An 18759-nucleotide genomic window follows, 5' to 3' on the forward strand; every position below is an offset into this window, starting at 1 on the left:
AGCGATCGTCCTGCGCGAGCTTTACTCCGTCACGGCGCGCCGCACCGCGACTGCCAAGCTGCACGCTTCGAGTTCTTCGCGGTGGGTCGCTCCCAGCGAAGTCAAAGTGAGCTCCTCGTGTCGCCGGAGCACCCGCAGGAGTGGCTTTTTCGCGGCCATATCAAAAAGTGTCACGCGTGCCCCGGCCGGGGTGTCCGCGACGACCAGCATCAGCTCCGCGGCGGCTGCCTTCTTGGCGAGATCCACCGGAGCTTTCTGAAGGTCTTTCCGCATTCTCTTCAGCACATTGCGATCCTGCGCGGTCCGCACCGAGCTCTCGAATGCCGGCGCGAGCACCGCGAGGCCCACGCGCAGCTCCGCGAGCCGTCGCACGTTCGCCGTCTCGTTGTCGACCTTCGCCCCGGCGAAGTACACGCCCCGCACCTTCGCGAGCAGATCACGCTCCGATGTCGCTGTAGGCGGGTACATCAAGCAAACGAGGAATGCGTCTTTGTCCGAGCCGCGCGCCGCATCGTCGATGCCGCGCACCTCGCGGAGTTCGGCTGCCGGCGCGCGCACATAAAGCGCAGGCCGGCGCAAGGTCGCGTCGAGCGCGCCCGCTGCGCGCAGCGCTGGATCGATGATCTCCGGCGGTTCCCCGTCCGCCGCAGCCTCCACGAGGAGACGCTCCGTGTCCGCGACGAGCACCTCGTGCCCCGGCGGCAGACCCGGCCGAAGCCCGTCGATTTCGCCGAGGAGCGCGGCTCGATCTGCTTCCAGCTCCCGCCGCTCGTGGATCGTCATGGCCGCAAAAAGCCCTCCGATGAGCACGATCGCGAGCAGCGGCAGGAGTTTGGCCGGCCGGAACCCCTCGCGGCTCGCGAAGGGCGAGGCCATGCTGAGGCCCGCCGCGTGATGGCGCGCCCTTGCTTTGGGGCTGACGGCCCGCTCCACGCGCGCGCGGAGCGCCGGATTCATGCGTGGCGTCACTAGAAACGTCGCCACGTCAGCTCTCCCGCGCCCGCGCGGCCGGTGCGCGCATGTTGCGATCGATGAGTCCTTCCAGCTCGTCGCGGCTCACGCCGAGTCGCGCCGCCGCATGCGATGCGAGCGATGTCGTGGCCACACCAGCGACGAACTGATACGTCGGCCGGTGCGCCGCGTCGAGCCCCACCTGGATGAATCGGAGGCCCGCGATCGCATTTTCCCGTGCGAGCCGCGCAGCAAACGTCAAGAAATGGGTGGTGATGAACGCCTGCGGCCGCAGCTTTGTGAGCAGCGTGATCACCAGCTCGAAAATCTCCTCGCCCTCGGAAGGGTTCGTCCCGGAACACAACTCGTCGAGCATGACCATCGCGCCGGGGCCGAGCATTTCGAAGAGGGCCCGGATGCGCACGAGTTCCATTCCGAGCCGACCCTCGCTCTGATCCACCCGCGTCTCCTGGATCAGCGATACGACGAGCCCGGGGACCCGCACGAGGCTCGCCTCGCGCGCGGGCACGAACATCCCCCCTTGCGCGAGGAGTTGCGCCAGCGCGACCGATTGCAAGAGCCGCGTTTTGCCGCCGGAGTTCGGCCCGGTGATGAGCACCGTCGCGCTCGTCCGATCCGTCACGAGATCACACGGCACGGCGCGGACGCCGCTCGCGACGAGGAGCGGATTGAAGAGCCCGATTAGCTTGCGCGGCTGTTCCTCCGTGCCTTCCACGGCCGGGCGAATCTCGGGTAGGCAAACCTCGAGGCCCGCGGCCTCCGCGAGCTCCCGAAAGCCGAGCGCACCGAGGTACACTTCCATCTCGCCGAGGAGCGGAATGAACCGTAGGACGTGCGCCTCGATGCCCTCGAAGACCGCGTCGAGCAGCCGCGCCATGACCTCGCCGTCGCTGAAGCGATAACCGCGGAAGAACATCTCGATCTTGGCGAGCCACCTTCGTGCCGGCGACAGGACGAAGGGGTTGTCCTGACGCTCGCGGAGGTTTCGGACCTCGAACCCGCGCACGCGCCCGTCGGCGCCGACGCGGATGGTCACGCCGAGCGTGGCGAGGTGCTCGTCGTAGTCGAGCAGATCGACCATCGATCGATAGCCCTCGGTCTCGCGGACCGACGCGCCGAATTCGCGCAGGCCCGAGAGGCCGGATTTCGCGCCGTCGAAGGATTCGCTCATCCGATCGAACGCCTCCTTGACGAGCACGAGCACGTCGAGCTGCCGTCGCGTCGTGTCGAACTTCTTTCCCGCCGTCGCGCCTTCGAGCGCCGCGCGCAGCCGGCAAGCGAGCACGTAAAGCTCCTCGAACTGGCGGCGAAAGACGGTCGAGCTGGAGAGCTCGCGCAAAATTTCGCGCCGGAAATCCGCCACGCGAGGGTCGGTCGGCGGATGCGCGAGGACGCGGAGGATGAATGCTCGGTTCACGACCGTGTCGCGCTCGCCGCCCGCGCGCACGCGGAATCCACGGGCGACGAACTCCTCCAGGAACAGGTCCTGCGCAAAGCTCTTCGGATCCCATGTGGACGGCGCGAGCGGCGCCCGATCGAGCGCCTGGCTGAAGAGCCCGCCGGAGACGCCGCTCGCGAATGCGAACGAGAGGGCCTGGCGCATCTCTTCGAGATCGGGCCGCGCGATCGGATCGGGGTGGAGCAGGCTCAGAATCTCGTGAGCCGGCGCGGAGTTGGGGGCAGGTGGAGAGGGCTTCATGGGCGCGTGGGGACGAGGTCGTTCCGCGAGAGAGACCGCATGGTCGCCGAAAGTTCCCGCGGCGACAAGCCCGCCGAGCGCACCTCGAACGTATCAGGGGGCGTCGCGCGGGGTGGCATCCTCGTACTCCACCTCGGCGATCCAGTTCCGTTTGCGACGCGCGAGCCGGGCTTCTTCGTTTTCCTGGTCCAACTTCGCAGCGCCGCGCCGGAGGAGCGTCGGGTCGACGTCTTCGAACGTGTTGACATTGACGACGGCGTAGAGGCGACCGTCGATGCGGCAGGTGACCACCGGCGTGATGCCGCACTTCGCGCAGACGTGGAAATCGGCGGTTTTTGTGCCAAATGCATATTTTGACACATGGGAGGGCTCGTTCACGCGCACGCGGAGCGATCCGGTCGGGCAGGAGGTCCACACGCCGCCATGCTTGGTGCAGAACGAGCATGTGCAGGCGCGCGCGGGAATCTCGGAGGGCTCCGGTGTCCAGACGAGCGTGAACGAGATGTTCGCACAGTGGCATTGGCCGTGGATCTGCATCGAGGTCCTGAGCTCATAGCAACGTTCGGCGGCGAAGTCGAGCGCTCGTCGTGACGCGTGCAGGTTGACGTATCTCGCCGCCCGAGGGACACTCCTCGGCGGAGAGGGCAATGCGCGTTCGTGACGGCTACCTCGTGATCGGCCACTTCCGGCGGGCACCGATTCGCATCCACTGGAGCATGCCGCTCGGCGCGTTCGTACTCTGTGGGTTCAGCTTTGCGCCGGGTGCATGGCTCGGGTTTTTGATCCTCGTCCTCGTGCACGAGCTCGGTCACGCGTTGCTCGCCGGTGCGGTCGGGGGCCACGTCTTCTCGATCGACGTTCACGCGGCCGGCGGGTCTTGCGATTGGACGGGAGACGTCACCATGAAGCAGCGCGCGATCGTCGCGTGGGGCGGCGTCCTCGCGCAGCTCGCGGTGCTGCTCACGGCGCCTCTCTGGTCGAGCCTCCTGCCCTCGGGGGGCTTCGGCGGGGATCTCGCGTCGACGCTCACGAGGACGAACCTTGCGTTGATCGCGCTGAACCTGATTCCCACCCCACCGTTCGACGGAGCCGAGGCTTGGCGGCTGTTTCGGCGATAGGTTACCCCGGATGAAGCTGACCATCTTTTGCGACACGACCTTTCCGGAAGAGGCGCTCAGCGCGCTCTCGGAGGGGGCGGCCGGTCATTCTCTCGTGTTCGGCTCCGCGAAGACGTCCTCCAATCTGGCGAGCGGAGCGCCCGACCCCGCGCTGCTCACGGCCGACGTCGCGTTCGGTCAGCCGGCCGTGGACGGGCTCCTCGGTTCGTCACGCCTTCGCTGGGCGCACCTGACGAGCGCGGGGTATACCCGTTACGACGTCGACGCGATTCGCGTAGCGCTCACCTCCAAACGCGTCGCGCTCACGACGAGCTCGACGGTGTATGCCGATCCGTGCGCCGAGCACGTGCTGGCCATGATGTTGTCCATGGCGCGGCGGCTGCCCGAGTCGCTCGACGCGCAACGAACGACGCGCGCCTGGGAGAGCGTGTTGCGGCGCGAGCGGTCGATTCTGCTGCGCGGACAAACCGTGCTGCTCCTCGGATACGGTGCCATTGGACGACGGCTCGCGGAGCTGCTCGCGCCCTTCGAAATGCGGCTTCTGGTGGTTCGTCGACGCGCAGAGGGAGACCCTCACGTGACGGTGGTGCACGAAGGGGACATCGATCGTGCGCTGGGCGAGGCGGACCACGTGGTGAACGTGTTGCCGGAAAACGAGAGGACGCGCGGCTTTCTCGATCGTGCGCGGCTCGCGCGGATGCGCGAAGGGGCATTCGTGTACAACGTGGGGCGAGGAACGACGGTGGATCAAAGCGCATTGCTGGAGGCGCTGCAGAGCGGGCGGCTCGGGGGCGCCTATCTCGACGTGACCGAGGTCGAGCCGTTGCCGGCGGATCATCCCCTGTGGTCAGCGCCGAATTGCTTCCTCACGCCGCATGCGGCGGGCGGGCGGCGCGGGGAGCACCTCGCGCTCGTGCGGCATTTCCTGGACAACCTGCGGCGGTTCGAGCGGGGAGAGGCGCTCCTCGATCGCGTGTTGTGAGTCGGATCCTCTCCGCGTCGTCCTTCAAAACCGTTGCGCTTCGCCAGGGGGCCGAGGTTCTGCTAGACCTGGCCGAACCATGTCTGCCCTCAAGCTGCCGAAGGATGTCGTCGCCGATCCACGCCACGATGCGCTCGTGCGCCTCCTCTCCGCGCACGCGGGTTTGCTTTGGGAGCGCGGTCGGAGTCAGGTCGCGACGCTCCCGATGACCGACGCGCTTGCCGCAGAGCTTCGAGGCGCGCTCGCCGTCGGGCACGCCTGCCAGGGCCTCGAGCTGATCAGCGAGAAGCTGGCCAGTGAACAGAAGGGCCTCGACGCGCTGAATCAGAAAACCCCTGACAGCCCTCAGAACGCCCGTGTGTCGCGGATCCTGTTTCTCGCGAACGACGGCAGCGAGCGATTTTATCGAGACTGCGACGCCCTCCTTTCCCGCTACCCGCAGCGCCTCCTCGCGTGCCGGCTCGAAATTTCAGGCGAAGCGCTGGGGACGGCGCTGTTCGGGAGCGCAAAAATGGTTCGGAGCGTGCTGGTCGTCGACAAGAAGGTCGGCGCGCGAGCGCTGCTCGCATTGCTCCCGCCCGTCTGATCTACGAGGCCTGCGCGTCGTCGTCGGCGTTTTTTGCGCGACGTCGCGGGCCTCACGAAATTTCTTGCAAATTCCGGCTGCGTCGTGTTTGGTGAATCATGAACGGTCATTGCCGTTCGATCCGCTGGACGCTCGATTGGCGTAGCCACGAGACTGCGGCTGCGCTGCACGAAAGGAGAACGCTTATGCGTTTCTTGAAGCACGTGTTCGCGGCCCAGGGTGACAAGGCGCGCGTGAGCCGTCGTGATTTCCTCGGCGGCGCGGCGGGCGCGGCGGGCGCCTCCGTCCTCGCGCAGATGATTCCGGGGCGCGCCCTCGCGAGCCCGCCTTGCCCTGCGCCCCCGCACGCCGCCGGGCCCTTCACCGACGACCCTGTCACCCTCGATTGGATCTTCTCGCGCTGGGATGATCTCGACGTGTGGGGTGACACCGTCGGCACGCTGGTCGAGATCAACGAGGCAAAGCGCAAGGACGCGCTGAAGCTCGGGGCGCGCGGTGACGCGAAGGTATATTCGCTTGGCGAACCCATGCGCGCGGGAACCCCGGCCTTCCCGCACGATCCGCCGCGCCGCGCCGATTACTGGATCGCCGCGTACGGGCCGGTCGGGGAGAACGAGTTCTTCTACCAGGACGAGCGGTTCGAGGCCTTCACGTTCCAGCAGGCGACCCAGGTCGACGATTTCGGTCATCCGAGCTTCGGCGGCTGGTTCTACGGCGGCCACCGCTTCGAGCAGATCACGCCGCGCCCCGAGATCCTCGACCCGCTCGATCGGCAGGCCCTCGCCCGCGCTGATTCCGAGGCCGCGAACTACGGGCCGGGCAGCATCCTCGGGGGCACGAAATCGCTCGGGATCCAGAACATCGGGCCGATCGTCACGCGGGGCCTGCTCCTCGACGTGCTCGGCTACAAGCGCGCGGTTGGGCATATGAGCGCGATCGCGCCAAACGGAAAATCCCTCGCGCCCGGATATCGCATCACCATCGCCGATCTCCAGGCGACGATGGATTGGGAGGACCTCGATTGCATCGAGCCCGGTGACGTGGTCGTCATCCGCACGGGCTGGAGCCATTACTGGGCGAACGAGGCGCTCTGGCCGACGTACCTCGGCGCTGCGCCTGGCCCGTGGATCGCCGAATGCCATTGGCTCGCGCAATTCCGTCCGGCCATCGTCGCCTCGGATACCTACGCCATGGAGGTGTTCCCCGGCCCGCGGGCCACCGCCCTCGCCGAGGGGCACCAGGTGCTCATGGTGGCGAACGGCATTCGCATCGGCGAGGGCTTCAATTCCGCGGCGCTCGCCGCCGACAAGGTCTACGAGTTCATGTTCTTCGACACGCCGTACAACCTCGCCGGCGCGACCTGCGCCGGAAATGCCCCGGCCGCGATCGGCGGGCGCAAAAAGAAGTAATACTTACGAGCGGCGCGCGAACGCCCAGGCGATTCCGCCTTGTAGCGTGCTGCGCGTCACCAGCCCCGAGAGGTCCACGCCGAGCTCCACGAGTGTTTGCGCCACGCTCCCGCGGATGCCCGTCAGCACCACCTGCGCGCCCAGGAGACGTGCCGCCTGCGCAGCGCGGACCAGCGTGGTCGCCACGTGCGAATCGACCACGCTCACGCCCGTGATGTCCAGGATCGCCACGCGCGCGCCCCGCTGCGCGATACCCGTGAGCAGCGTGTCGAGCACCAGATCGGCGCGCCGCGCGTCCACGGTGCCGATGAGCGGCATCGTCACGATATCGTCGCGGATGGGCACGAGCGGCGTCGACATTTCTTCGAGCATATGGGCCTGCGACCGCACCAGATCCTCGGCCTCCTTGCGCGCCGTGATATCCGTGAAAGTCGCGATGGCACCCGTCACCACGCCATGCTCGTCGAACTGCGGCGCCGCGCTCACCAGGAGCCAGACGCGATCGCCCAGCGCAGGGCGGTCGACTCCATGCACGAAATTGCGCACGGGTTTGCCCGTCCGCAGCGCCACGGAGATCGGATGCACCTCGCCCGGGCACGGCGAGCCATCTTCGTACACCGCGCCCCAGCGAGGATCGAACGAGGTCCGGCCGAGGAGTTGATCCTCGGTCACGCCGAGCAACGTGAGGGCATGCGGGTTGAAGAGGACGTTTTTCCCGCTCGGCTCCTGCATGACCACGCCCACGTGCAGGCCCGCGAGCAGCGCGCGGAACCGCTCCTCACTCGCGCGGAGCCGGTCCTCCATGCGCTTGCGCTCGGTCACCTCGCGCGCGGTCACCACGAACTCGAGGGGCTCGCCGTGCGGGCCCCGGATGAGCACGGGGCGGCACTCCATCCATACGTACACGCCGTCCTTGCGCCGGAGTCGCAGCTCGATCCGGGATGGCGGGCCGCCCGCGAGCAAGATCTGTTGCTCCTTCTTCGTGGGTTCGACGTCGTCCGGGTGGAGGAACTCGAACGAAGCTTTTCCGATCATCTCGTCGGGCTCGTAGCCGAGGACGGCGCGGCAGGCGGCGGAGATGTAGAGGAAGTTGCCGGCGAGGTCGAAGCGTTGCAAGAAATCGCACGAGCCGTCGAAGATCCGCTGCGCTTCCTGGGCGGTTCGTCGGAGTGTCACATTTTCGCGCTCCAGCAGGTCGATGCGGGCAAGAAGCGTCTCCCGGTCCTGGTCCCGGTGCGTCTCCGTGGGATGCTCGTTCAAGTCCAACCCTCGCTCGTTGGCGTGTGTGGCAGGTGGCCGCTGTTACGAATGTACTGCCTGCGCAGGCCATACATCAAGAGTTTTCGCATGGCGGCTCACGTTGGTTCGTCGTTTTTCGTCATGGGGTTGATGAGTCGGGCAATCGCCTCGAGTCCAGGGCGATTTGGCGTGCATAGTCCGCGATCACACGCAGGGTCGAATGGTCTGTATCGTAAATACCGTACCAACCTTGCGCTTCGTGTGGTGGATCGCCGATGAACGGGTCGTTCCTTTGCCAAAGGCCGCCGGCCCTGCGCGGACGGCCTCCTCCGGCCCAGGCCCAAACATTGACCCCGCCCACGGGCGCGCCCGCGCGCACGGCGTCGAGCACCACGTCGAAGACGGCACGATAATATCGATCGCGCGCTGTCGTGGTCGCGCCGGGATCGTGGCTGCGGGCATCGCGCGGGAACCCGAATTCCTCGACCACGATGGGTTTTCCCAGGATACGCGCCTTTTCGATATGCCGCTGGAGATAGGATCGCATTTCACGTACAGCGACCTCGTAGGTCTCCCGGGGCCTCGCTGGATCGTACCAGCCCCAGTTTTGCGGCCAAACGTGCGCCGTGACGTAATCGATCGAGGAGAACCGGTGGTTCGTGACGACGTCGAGGCCACTCGCGCGAGGCCAAGGCGTCTCGCCCTCGGAGCCGGTGGTCACGAGGTGCTGGGCATCGAGCGATTTCATGAGGCCCGACGTGCGCTCGATCCATCGGTGGAACGCTTCGACGTTCGTCCCGCCCCGAGGCTCGTTCGCGAGCTCCCAGGCCATGATCGTCGGGTCGTCCGCGTATCGCACGCCGGTATATCGGTTCGTCCGGCTCAGCAGCATCCGCACGAGATCGTGAGATGCTTCGACGGCGGCCGGGGTCGAATAAAACGCCTCGGTATAGGCCTGATAGGCGCCCCAGCTCCCTCCGGGCTCGGGCGGGGGATAAGGAATCGGCCCCGCGCCGCTCCAGCGGAGGTATTGCGCCATGCCGCCGGACCAGGGCCAGAAATTGTTCAGGCAAACCACGGCGACCATGCCGCGCGTTTTCATCTCTTTCAGCAGAAAATCCAGGCCGAGGAGGAGCTCTTCGCGGTATTCACGCGGGGAGGGCTGGAGCACGGGGAGGATCCGCCAGGGCGCGGACTCCGGGCCTTCGGTGGCCGCGAGGATACGCAGGTTCGTCACCCCGAGGGCCGCGAGGCGATCGAGCTCCCGCGAGAGCCTTTCCCGATTTCCCGAAGGTCCCTCGGCGCCGAGGTTCATGCCATACCAGAAATTCGCTCCGAGAAAGGTGTAGGGCTTCCCATCGCGCTGAAAGCGGCCTCCGGCCGCGCGCACGAAGCCCGAGGCCGACGTGGTCTCCGCGTGCAGCGTGATGGCGCAGGCGAGCATCGGCCAAACGTACCTCATGAATCCGCTCCCCGTTCAAGATGATACGGAAGCGGTCGTCGTCGAGGCGTGCTCAGCAACGACGGGTCGAAGCTCTCAATCGCTTCTCTTGCAGGAACATCTGACGGGCACATCACGGAAGCCGGGTACCACGCGCGTCGCGCATCGCGGATCCCGTGAACATTTTTCTTGCTTGACTCTCCAGCAGGTGGAGACCTCAGAGTGGCCGCCATGCCGAAGAGGGAGGCGCTCACCATCGGGGAGCTGGCGCGGCGGACGGGGATCCCCGTCAAGACGCTCCGATTCTACTCGGACGAGGGGCTCTTGCCGCCGGTACGGCGATCTCGCGCCAATTATCGGCTTTACGACGAGGAGCAGGTGGTTCGTGTCGAGCTCGTGCGGACGCTCCGCGAAGCGGGGGTCGACCTCGCGACGATCCGCAAGGTGCTCGCCAGGAATCTATCGCTCGAGGACGCGCTCCGCTTGCGCCTCACGGCGGTCGAAGCCCACGTGGCCTCGCTCTCGCGTATCGCCGCCGCGCTGCGCGCCGCGCTTCGGGGAGAGACCAGCGAAAACGATTTGAGGAGGTTGTGGACCGTGACTCGACTTTCCAATGAAGAACGCAAAGCAGTCATTTCCCGCTTTTACGACCAGGTCGCCGACGGCGTGCCCATGGACGGCGAGTGGATGCGAGGAATGATCGAGGCGAGCGCCCCGAAGCTGCCGGACGATCCCACGCCCGCGCAGCTCGAAGCGTGGATCGAGCTCGCGGAGATTCTCGCCGATCCGACGTTCATCGCGAACATGCGCGTGATGGCGGCCGTCACGTGGAGCAAAGAGGTCGACCAAGCGGCGCTTCTCCGCGCGCAGAGCGAGGGCATCGCCGCCGCGCGCGAGGCGCGGGCACGGGGCCTGGCGCCCGATTCCGCCGAGGCCCGCGTGATCGCGGAGCGGTTCGTCCGCGGGGCCGCGAAGGCGAGCGGCAAGGACCTCGACGACGCATTCGAGGAGCAGATGAGAAGGACGCAGGATCCACGCGCGCTGCGCTATTGGGAGCTCGTCTCCGTGATGACCGGCGAGCCCCTCTCGCCCGCCTACGAGGACGGACGCTGGCTCGGCTCCGCGATCGCGAGGTTCCTCGAACGTTGAAGGGAGGAGCGGGCATGTCACGTCGTCTGCCCGCCATCCATTACGAGGTTCACGGCCAGGGAATCACGCTTCTCCTGGGCTTTCCGATCATCACGTCCGCCTGGCAAGGGGAAGCGAGTCTGCTCCGACTCGCTCGCGGTCGCGGGTGCGGCTGGATTCGATCGGAGGCGGCGGATCGGCGCGGGCCTATACACATATAGGCCCGCGGTGCAAGAGATTTCGACAATCCCAGGATCGGTGGAAACGAGACGCTTGGTCCCATGGCTGCCCACATGGGACCGTGAACCTGTCCGACCCAATATCGTGAGGTCACGTAAAGAGACACTCCGAACGCACTCCCCCGATTCGTGAACCTCTCAGGGCGGTGAGATGCTTCGCTCTTTCCCCCGCGCCTCCTGCGCGACCGCGGGCGGGTGAGCTTTCGTTCTAGCAGCAGATCATGAAGTGTGGTGGGATGTGGTCGTCAGGCTTTCTCGGTGAAGCATGCAGACCATCGACGACGCGGAACGATTGCAAGAGTTCTTCCGTGAGCATCCCGACGCGCTGATCGTCGCCAGCCGCGAAGGGCATTGTCTTCACGTCAACGAGGCGGCCGCAAACGCGCTCGGAGGCGACGTCAGGCCGGAGACTTTGCTCTACGAGCGGGTACATCCAGGGGATTTCGGGCACTTCCTCTCGGAGTGGGCAGCGATCGTCGCGAGCAGCGAGCCGTCCGTGTTCACCGTGCTCCTCGGCGGCAAGGGCGCGAAGGCCCGGGCCTTCGTCCTCCACGCGCGCCGCGCGTCCTCCGGCGACCGCGTCCACGTGTCGCTGCGGCCCAAGGAGGGGGAGGTCGACGTGGAGCAGTCGTCCGTGCGCCGCCGCGAGCAGGTGCTGCGCGTCGTTCTCGACAATCTCCCCATCCTGGTATGGGCCACCGATAAGGAAGGCGTGTGCACCTATGCCGACGGCAAAGGCCTGGAGCTCTCCAGCATCAAGCCCGAGTACCTCATCGGAAAGAACGCCCTCGCGCTTTACCCGCCGGACAACACCACGGGATTGAAGAAGGCCCTCGAAGGCACGATGACCCGGCACGTCAGCAGCGACAACGGCCAGTACTGGGACAACCGCGACATCCCCGTGCAGGACGCGGACGGGAACGTGATCGGGACCGTGGGCATGTCGCTCAACATCACCGAGCTGCAGCAAGCCAAGGCCGAGCTCGAAACGAAGCTCGCGCTCATCGAGCGTCAGCAAGAGGTGATCCGAAACCTGGAGACCCCCATCATCCAGGTATGGGACCACGTGCTCACGCTGCCCATGGTGGGCGTCGTCGACAGCCGGCGCGCCGCGCGGGTCATGGATGACGTGCTCGGCGCCGTCAGCCGCTTGTCCGCGCGGTTCGCCATTCTCGATTTGACGGGCGTGGACGTCATCGATACGGCCACGGCCGGCCATCTGTTTTCGATCATCGGGGCTGTCCGCCTTCTCGGCGCCGAGGGGATCATCTCCGGCATCCGGCCGAACGTCGCGCAGACCATGGTCAGCATGGGCATCGACATGTCCAGCGTCATCACGTTATCGAGCCTGCGCGACGCGCTCGCGCTTTGCATGCGCCGCATGCGGGAAGAGGGGCGGAGGTAGCAGAAATCCGCCCGATCCGCGATTACGCCGCCGCAGCGGCCGTGGGGTACCGTGCGTCGACCCGCACTTGCACGCCTCGAGGCGGCCGTAGGGCGAGGCTGCCGCTGGGCACGAGCGGTTGTTTGGCGAGGATCGACACCCGATAACGTTGCGCCACGGTTGCGAGGGTGAGCACGGCTTCCATCAAGGCGAAGTGCTGACCCATGCATACCCGCGGCCCAAGGCCGAAAGGAATGTAGGCCCCCCGGGGGAGCTGCTTCTCGGCCCCCGACCGGAAGCGCTCGGGATCGAAGCGTTCGGGATCGGGGAAATACGTCGGGTCCCGATGGATCACGTAGGGCGATACGTAGAGCATGCTCCCCTTCGGGATCGGATACCCCCCGAGGACGAGGTCCTCGGTCGTCTCGCGCGGGAACAAGAGCCAGCCCGTCGGGTAGATGCGCAACGTCTCTTTGATGATCATCGTCGTGTAGGCGAGACGTGGGTAATCGTCGGCCGTCGGGGGGCGCCCGCCGAGCACGCGGTCGAGCTCCTCCCATAGCGCGGCTTCCACCTCGGGATGTCGCGCAAGCAGAATCCACGCCCATACCAGCGTGAAGGCGGTCGTCTCATGACCCGCGGAGAACATCGCGATCATGTTGTCGCGCAAGTCGTCGTGCGTCACGTCGCCGCGTTCGCCGTGGGCGAGCATCAACATCGACAGGAGGTCGCCCTTGTCTTGCCCGGTCCTCCGCCAGTCCTCCACGAATTTCATCACGATCTCGTTGATCTCACGGATGGCCGCTTGCTTGCGGCGGTTGTACTCGCTCGGCACCCACATGGGGATCGGGAACGCGATGTCGTACTCCCTGCCGAGGAGCCCGAGGATGTCGGTCATCGCCGATGCGGCGCGAGGGACGATGTCAGTCGCGTCCGCGCTGAAGAGGGTCAAGGAGACATTCTGGATCGTGATCCGTAGCATTTCAGTGTCGATCTCGTATTCGCCGCCCGAGCGCCACTCGCGGATCCCCTCGAGCGCCTGTTCCACGAAGATCCGACAATAATTGTCGAGGCGCCGCGGCTGGAAGGCAGGCTGCGCCAGCCGCCGCTGCCGGTCATGGACCGCGCCGTTCGAGGTCACGACGCCGTTGCCAAAGAACGGCGCTACGATCCGCTGGTGAATCCATTCCTTCGGCGTCCGCTTCGGCTGCTCGACGAGGACCTCGTGGACACAATCGGGGCGGCTCACGAGATATGCGTTGCGAGGCCCGACGCGAAAATGGACGAAGTCGCCGTACGTTTTGGCGAGGCTCGTCAGGAAGCCGAGCTTGTCTTTTCGCAGGTCGAGCAGGCTGCCCAGGAGTGGCAGCCCTTTGGGTCCAGGCGGAGATGCAGTTTTCATGGGTGTACCTCGATTCCTTCAGAGGACGACGACGGCAGTGGTCAAGAGCAGGCAATACCAGCCCGTGAAGAGCAAATAGGTGATGTGATCCTCCCTCGGCGTGCGGAAGAGAGCCACGCGCAGGCCGATGGCGAGCGCGACGGCGCCGAGGGCGGTGTCCGCGGCCCATACGATCCCTCGCGCGCCCGCGGGCTCCAGGAGCGCGATGTGAACGGCGATCGGCAGGAGCCCGAAAGACACGGCGAGCAGGATTCGTGTTGCGCGCTCGCCGAAGACGAGCGGGAACGTTAGCCGACCAGCCGCGCGATCCCCATTCATGTCGCGCAGGTCCTGCACGGAGACCAGGGGAAAAATCACGGCCGCTGGCAAGAGGATCCACCGCCACGCGAGCGGCGAGAGGGGCGTGACCATTTGCCACGCCGCGGCGAGCTGAACGAGGATCCCGAGCGACATGCAAAGGTTCTTGACGACCCAGTTGCGCGCGCCGAGCACGACGTTGTGCACGAGGATGATGAACTGCCAGCCGATCGCATACTCGAGGACCCCGAGCCACGCGCCCGTCAGGGTGAACAGCGCCATCACCACGGCCCAGCGCAACCACGCGCCGCGTACCGACACGAGCCCCCTCACCAGGGGCCGATGGGGCTTGTTGCGCCGGTCCTCTTCGAGCCCCGTGGCCTGGTTGGCGAGACAAAAGGCATAAAGATAGAGGGAGAAGTAAAGCAAGCTGCGCGTGATCACGCCCGGCAGCCGCGCCGGATCCGCGCCCGTCGTCTTCCACGCCGCCAGCGTGAACAGGAACGCCGGGACGATCGCGGAAGACACGTCGCCCGCGACGAACGACCAGAAGAGCGAGAGTTCGCGCGCGATGGGGTTTTTCGTGGCGCGCGCGGCCCGCACGTCGGAAGGGAAGGTGTTCATGTCGAACCTCTATGTGCCGGGCCTCATCAAAGGCTTTGGGCGAGCGACGCGGCCAGGGCCACGAGCGGCGTCGCGCGGTCGCCGAAGCAGGCGAGGTCGCTCATGGCGTGCTCGATCAACAGCTCCACGTGGCGGCGGGACTCCGCGAGCCCCAGCACGCTCGGATACGTCGCCTTGCGGGCGGATGCGTCTTTCCCGACGCTCTTGCCGATCGCCTCGCACGTGGACGTGAGGTCGAGGATATCGTCGACGATCTGGAAGGCGAGCCCCAGCCTCTGCGCATAACGGCGGAGACGCGCCGTGGTGAGCGCATCCGCGCCGCCGAGGATCGCCCCGGAGAGCACCGCCGCCTCGAGGAGCGCTCCCGTCTTGCGGGTATGAATGTCCTCGAGCACGTCCACGCCGACGCCGTATTTGCCTTCGTGCGCGAGATCCTCCACCTGGCCGCCGGCGAGCCCCCTCGGACCTGCGGCGCGGCCGAGCTCGGCGATGACCGCGAGCGTTCGTTGGGCCGGGACGCCGACGGTGCGGCGGGCGATGAGCTCGAACGAATGGGCGAGGAGGCTGTCGCCGGCGAGGATGGCGAGCGCTTCTCCGTACATCTTGTGGTTCGTGAGGCGGCCGCGCCTGTAATCGCCGTCGTCCATCGCCGGCAGATCGTCGTGGATCAGCGACATTGTGTGGATCATCTCGATGGCGCAAGCGGTGGGCAGGGCGATCTCGGCCCGAGCGCCCGCGAGCTCGCAGGCCGCGAGGCACAGGATGGGGCGCAGCCGCTTTCCGCCGGCGAGCAGGGAATAGCGCATGGCCTCGTAGAGGGCGCGAGGTTCTTCGAAGGCCAGATAGCTCTCCAGCGTCGCATCGATCCTCGCTCGACGGATGCTCAGGTAAGCCCTCAGATCGAACGAACGGTTGGGTTCGACATTCATTGTCATTGCGGCCTCCTGCGGGCAGAGCAATACCGTTCGCGCGTGCCGGATCGCGCGTCGACGGTCTCGCGCGGGCGCTCCGGCACATGCCGGAGACACCGAGCCGCGCGATGCTCCCCACGGATGATGGATGTTATCGATTCGTCCGCGAAACATCCGCAGACGACACAAACCTCATGACTTCGGCAACGGACCCGACGACCCCGCAAGCCCCCCCTACGAGCTTGGTTCGTTCCGGGCCCCCTCCGGCACACCCGCGTGAGCAACTCACGCGAGCACCACTACATGCAACAGACGTACAGAGTGTGTCCTGACATAACTAAGTCAGTCGTCAACCGTCGAAAATTTGCTCCGTGTCGGCAGGAGTACGGGACCATCATACCGCCCTTTGCGGCCTCGTGGTCCAGGGAGCTTGCCGGTTCTCTTCCGTCGGTGCGTTGAACATCCGTGGGATCCCATGAACGACGATGACTTCCTCCGAACACGCCGCTCTGTCGACGGTACGTTCGAGCAGTCCCAGTTCGAGTGGGCGAATGGTCTTTACGACGAGCTTGCTTTGACGGCACGATACATCCATAAGAGGCGGCATCATGAACGGCACGCTCGCAACGACCGAACGGCTCGAGATTCGTAAACTGACGCTGGCAGACGCTCCGTTCATTTTTCGCCTGGTCAATGATCCCGACTTCCTACGGTACATTGGCGATCGCGGCGTGCGGACGCTCGAAGACGCCGAGGCGTACCTTCGCAACGGACCGCTCGCCAGCTATGAACGCAACGGGCACGGACTCTGGGGCGTCGCCCTCCAGACGACGGGTGAGCTGATCGGTATGTCGGGGCTGCTGAAGCGCGAGCAATACACGGACATCGATATCGGCTACGCCTTTTTGCCGGAGTTTCGCGGCGGCGGGTACGCTTTCGAGTCGGGAACGGCGATGCTTCGGATCGCGGCCGAAGTGTTCGCGCTCCGCAAAGTGATTGCGCTCGTCTCGCCTGCGAACGCCGCCTCGATCGGCCTCCTGAAAAAGTTCGGATTCACTCGCTCCGCGATGGAGGCGGACGATCCGAACACGATCCTCTACGAATGGGTTGCGTCGCCGCTCTGACGAGCCGCTTAGACTGCTCCTTCCAACGGGGGATGGGACCGAGGCCAAGATCCAAGCGCGCCCCGTGACGATTCGCGCAAAGGTCGAGCGCCTGCGTGAGATCGACGTCCAGCTTCTCGAAGGAAGCGTGAAGGTCACGCGTGCCCGGAGGTTGGTTTGCATGGTCCGCTACGAAGGGACTTGACAGAACCACGTTCTCAAACGCTTACTCCTCGCCTGGGCTCCAGGAGCCGTTCTTATATGAACCAGCTCGCAACACGCACCAGGCCTTTCCTGGGCACCCTTCGCTTGAGCCGCGTCGAGGAATTTTACGGCAACACCATTGCCCTCGTCGCGCTCGGGACGCTCTTCAATCCGCGGCTTTCGGCAGCGGACATCGCCCTGCTCTTCATGGGCAATCTCTTGCTGACGATCTTCGCCTTTGCCATCAACGACGTCGAGGACGCCGAAGACGATAGCAAGGATGCGCAAAAGGTCGTTCGCAACCCCATCTGCGCTCGTTTGCTCACGCAGGGCCAGGCGCTCGTGCTGAGCTGGCTCTCCGTGCTCGTGGGCCTCGCGCTCCTCTGGCCTTTCGGGGGGCGCGTGGTCCTCCTCGGAACCGTGAACGTCGCCCTCGGGTTCTTGTATTCGTACAAGCGAGTCCGGCTCAAGGCCATGCCTTTCATCGATCTCGTTTCCCATGGCCTCTTCCTGGGCACGCTCCAGTTTCTCACCGTCGCGTACGCCCGCGCCCCCGAGCTCCCTCGTTCCGCCGCTCTGGGCGCCGTCTTCATCTGCACCATCTCCATGGCGGGCGACCTGTGGAACGAGATCCGCGATTTCGAGGTCGACCGAAAGACGGGCATCCGAAATACCGCCTCGGTGCTCGATGTCCGGCGTATCGAGCCCATGCTGCCGCACCTCTTCGTCTGGCCCTCGGTGGGCGTGGCGTCGCTCGTCCTCCTGAACCTCTCGGGCACGCAAAGGCTGATCGTCGGGCTCGTCGTGGCTGTGCTCAGTCTGGTCTTCGTGCTGCTCCCGTCGGGCCGCAAGAAACGAATGGTGACCGACCAGGCACAATGGCTCGCGGCGCTCGCGGGCCTCATGCTCCTCGTGATATGCCGCGTCACCTCCACGGTGCCCTGAAGCCATGCAAATTCATTGGCTCGATGCTCTTTTTGGTCAGATCGTCTTGTCGCGATCCCCGCGATATTTTTCCGATGGGTGGGGGCCGCTTTCCGAGCGCGACGCGCTGCTCGAGCCACAGCGGACACCTGCCGTACTCCACGACCTGGTGATCGGGCGGGCCGTGCGGGAGGGACAACTCCTCGTGCAGGAGGGGCGCTTCAAGAGCCCCGCTGCGAGCGAGCTCATGCCTTCCGTTTGTCATGCCGCACGATTTCAGCTCGTGTTGCCTGCTGGAGCCGGCGCGCGTCCGCCTGTGTGCCTGCTCCTCGCCGCCTCGGGAGACGAAGGGTTTGGTCGGCGCCGCTCGCTGGCCGACGGCCTCGCGCTGCACGGGATCGGCGCGTTGCTCCTCGAAAACCCTTATTATGGTGCGCGTCGTCCTCCCGGGCAACGGAGCGTGGCGGTTCGTACGGTCATCGACCTGTTGCTCATGTTTCGTGCGGCCGCCGTCGAGTCCCTCGCCCTCCTGCAATGGCTGCGCGCGCGCGGCCACGACTGCCTCGGGATTTCGGGCTTCAGCATGGGGGGCAGCCTTGCCGCCTACACGGCCGCGCTGCATCCGGAACCCCTCGCCGTGATTCCCGTCGCCGCCGCGCACGCCATCGCTCCCATTTTCGAGGAGGGGGTGCTCTCCGATATGGCCGACTGGAGAGCTTTGGGCTCGGAAGGCGGTGCGTCTCCTGCCATTCGCAGGCAGCTTTGTGACGTCCTCGCGCCGGCGTCCATCACGGCCCTTCCTCCGCCCCCCGCCCTCCACGGCGCCATTCTCCTTGCCGCTCAGGAAGACGGCTTCGTCCCTCCGAACTCCACCCAGCGCCTCGCGGAGCATTGGCATGGCGCCGAGGTGCGGCACCTGCCCGGGGGCCATGTGAGCGTCGCGCTCACCCAGCGCAACGCCATCATCCGCGCCGTATGTGATGCCTTTACGCGCCTCGCGCCGGTACGCCCATCGAAGGCCTCTCCGCGCGATCCAGGGTTTCGACCATAACATGGTGAAAGGGTCGGGGTCTCCGATGTCGTGAACACCAAGCCTG

17 protein-coding genes are annotated in these 18759 nt (G+C 65.9%); 9 read left to right on the forward strand and 8 right to left on the reverse strand.

Annotation, left to right across the window (positions count from 1 at the left end; translation table 11 throughout):
* Positions 1-21: 21 nt before the first annotated feature.
* The 3 genes from QHF89_RS03745 to QHF89_RS03755 form a co-directional block, all read right to left on the reverse strand.
* A complete protein-coding gene (locus tag QHF89_RS03745; RefSeq protein WP_284720009.1) occupies positions 22-957 on the reverse strand; it encodes a hypothetical protein in 936 nt (311 codons plus the stop codon).
* A 28-nt stretch (positions 958-985) separates the two neighbouring features.
* Positions 986-2671 carry a MutS-related protein gene (locus QHF89_RS03750; protein WP_136928107.1) on the reverse strand — a complete coding sequence of 562 codons (1686 nt, stop codon included), beginning with the start codon at positions 2669-2671 and terminating at the stop codon, positions 986-988.
* 93 nt (positions 2672-2764) lie between these two features.
* Positions 2765-3208: a GFA family protein gene (locus tag QHF89_RS03755; RefSeq protein ID WP_136966021.1), complete on the reverse strand. Its 444-nt coding sequence runs from the start codon at positions 3206-3208 to the stop codon at positions 2765-2767.
* A gap of 110 nt (positions 3209-3318) precedes the next feature.
* On the opposite strand from QHF89_RS03755, the gene QHF89_RS03760 reads away from it, so the two are divergent.
* The 4 genes from QHF89_RS03760 (at position 3319) to QHF89_RS03775 (ending at position 6766) form a co-directional block, all read left to right on the forward strand.
* Positions 3319-3789 carry a M50 family metallopeptidase gene (locus QHF89_RS03760; RefSeq protein WP_136928105.1) on the forward strand — a complete coding sequence of 157 codons (471 nt, stop codon included), beginning with the start codon at positions 3319-3321 and terminating at the stop codon, positions 3787-3789.
* Between the two features lie 10 nt (positions 3790-3799).
* The gene (locus QHF89_RS03765; RefSeq protein WP_136966020.1) at positions 3800-4771 is read left to right on the forward strand and encodes a D-2-hydroxyacid dehydrogenase; all 972 of its coding nucleotides are present in this window, start codon (positions 3800-3802) and stop codon (positions 4769-4771) included.
* 79 nt (positions 4772-4850) lie between these two features.
* A complete protein-coding gene (locus tag QHF89_RS03770) occupies positions 4851-5357 on the forward strand; it encodes a hypothetical protein (protein WP_136966019.1) in 507 nt (168 codons plus the stop codon).
* A gap of 185 nt (positions 5358-5542) precedes the next feature.
* On the forward strand, positions 5543-6766 hold the full coding sequence (locus QHF89_RS03775; RefSeq protein WP_284720010.1) for a cyclase family protein: 1224 nt from the start codon (positions 5543-5545) through the stop codon (positions 6764-6766).
* 3 nt (positions 6767-6769) lie between these two features.
* Here QHF89_RS03775 and QHF89_RS03780 read toward each other — a convergent pair whose 3' ends face one another.
* Both QHF89_RS03780 and QHF89_RS03785 read right to left on the reverse strand, forming a co-directional pair.
* On the reverse strand, positions 6770-8026 hold the full coding sequence (locus QHF89_RS03780) for a PAS domain S-box protein (protein WP_284720011.1): 1257 nt from the start codon (positions 8024-8026) through the stop codon (positions 6770-6772).
* A gap of 118 nt (positions 8027-8144) precedes the next feature.
* On the reverse strand, positions 8145-9467 hold the full coding sequence (locus tag QHF89_RS03785; RefSeq protein WP_136966016.1) for a glycoside hydrolase 5 family protein: 1323 nt from the start codon (positions 9465-9467) through the stop codon (positions 8145-8147).
* 210 nt (positions 9468-9677) lie between these two features.
* Here QHF89_RS03785 and QHF89_RS03790 point away from each other — a divergent pair, with 210 nt between their 5' ends.
* Both QHF89_RS03790 and QHF89_RS03795 read left to right on the forward strand, forming a co-directional pair.
* Entirely contained in the window at positions 9678-10595 is a 918-nt protein-coding gene (locus QHF89_RS03790; protein ID WP_136966015.1) for a helix-turn-helix domain-containing protein, read from the forward strand.
* 483 nt (positions 10596-11078) lie between these two features.
* The gene (locus tag QHF89_RS03795) at positions 11079-12218 is read left to right on the forward strand and encodes a PAS domain-containing protein (RefSeq protein WP_136928098.1); all 1140 of its coding nucleotides are present in this window, start codon (positions 11079-11081) and stop codon (positions 12216-12218) included.
* Between the two features lie 22 nt (positions 12219-12240).
* Here QHF89_RS03795 and QHF89_RS03800 read toward each other — a convergent pair whose 3' ends face one another.
* Genes QHF89_RS03800 through QHF89_RS03810 form a run of 3 tightly spaced genes read right to left on the reverse strand, consistent with a single transcriptional unit; the run spans position 12241 to position 15455 of the window.
* Positions 12241-13599: a cytochrome P450 gene (locus QHF89_RS03800; protein ID WP_136966014.1), complete on the reverse strand. Its 1359-nt coding sequence runs from the start codon at positions 13597-13599 to the stop codon at positions 12241-12243.
* 18 nt (positions 13600-13617) lie between these two features.
* Positions 13618-14520, reverse strand: coding sequence for a UbiA family prenyltransferase (locus QHF89_RS03805; protein ID WP_136966013.1), 903 nt, complete (start codon positions 14518-14520; stop codon positions 13618-13620).
* A gap of 26 nt (positions 14521-14546) precedes the next feature.
* Positions 14547-15455, reverse strand: coding sequence for a polyprenyl synthetase family protein (locus QHF89_RS03810; protein WP_136966012.1), 909 nt, complete (start codon positions 15453-15455; stop codon positions 14547-14549).
* A gap of 584 nt (positions 15456-16039) precedes the next feature.
* Here QHF89_RS03810 and QHF89_RS03815 point away from each other — a divergent pair.
* From QHF89_RS03815 to QHF89_RS03825, 3 genes are all read left to right on the forward strand, one after another.
* Positions 16040-16555: a GNAT family N-acetyltransferase gene (locus tag QHF89_RS03815; protein WP_136966011.1), complete on the forward strand. Its 516-nt coding sequence runs from the start codon at positions 16040-16042 to the stop codon at positions 16553-16555.
* Between the two features lie 288 nt (positions 16556-16843).
* The gene (locus QHF89_RS03820; RefSeq protein WP_284720012.1) at positions 16844-17683 is read left to right on the forward strand and encodes a UbiA family prenyltransferase; all 840 of its coding nucleotides are present in this window, start codon (positions 16844-16846) and stop codon (positions 17681-17683) included.
* A 4-nt stretch (positions 17684-17687) separates the two neighbouring features.
* Positions 17688-18713: an alpha/beta hydrolase family protein gene (locus tag QHF89_RS03825; RefSeq protein ID WP_136966009.1), complete on the forward strand. Its 1026-nt coding sequence runs from the start codon at positions 17688-17690 to the stop codon at positions 18711-18713.
* The last annotated feature ends 46 nt before the right edge of the window (positions 18714-18759 follow it).

The organism is Polyangium sorediatum (genome assembly GCF_029946465.1).
Lineage (GTDB): Bacteria > Myxococcota_A > Polyangia > Polyangiales > Polyangiaceae > Polyangium > Polyangium fumosum.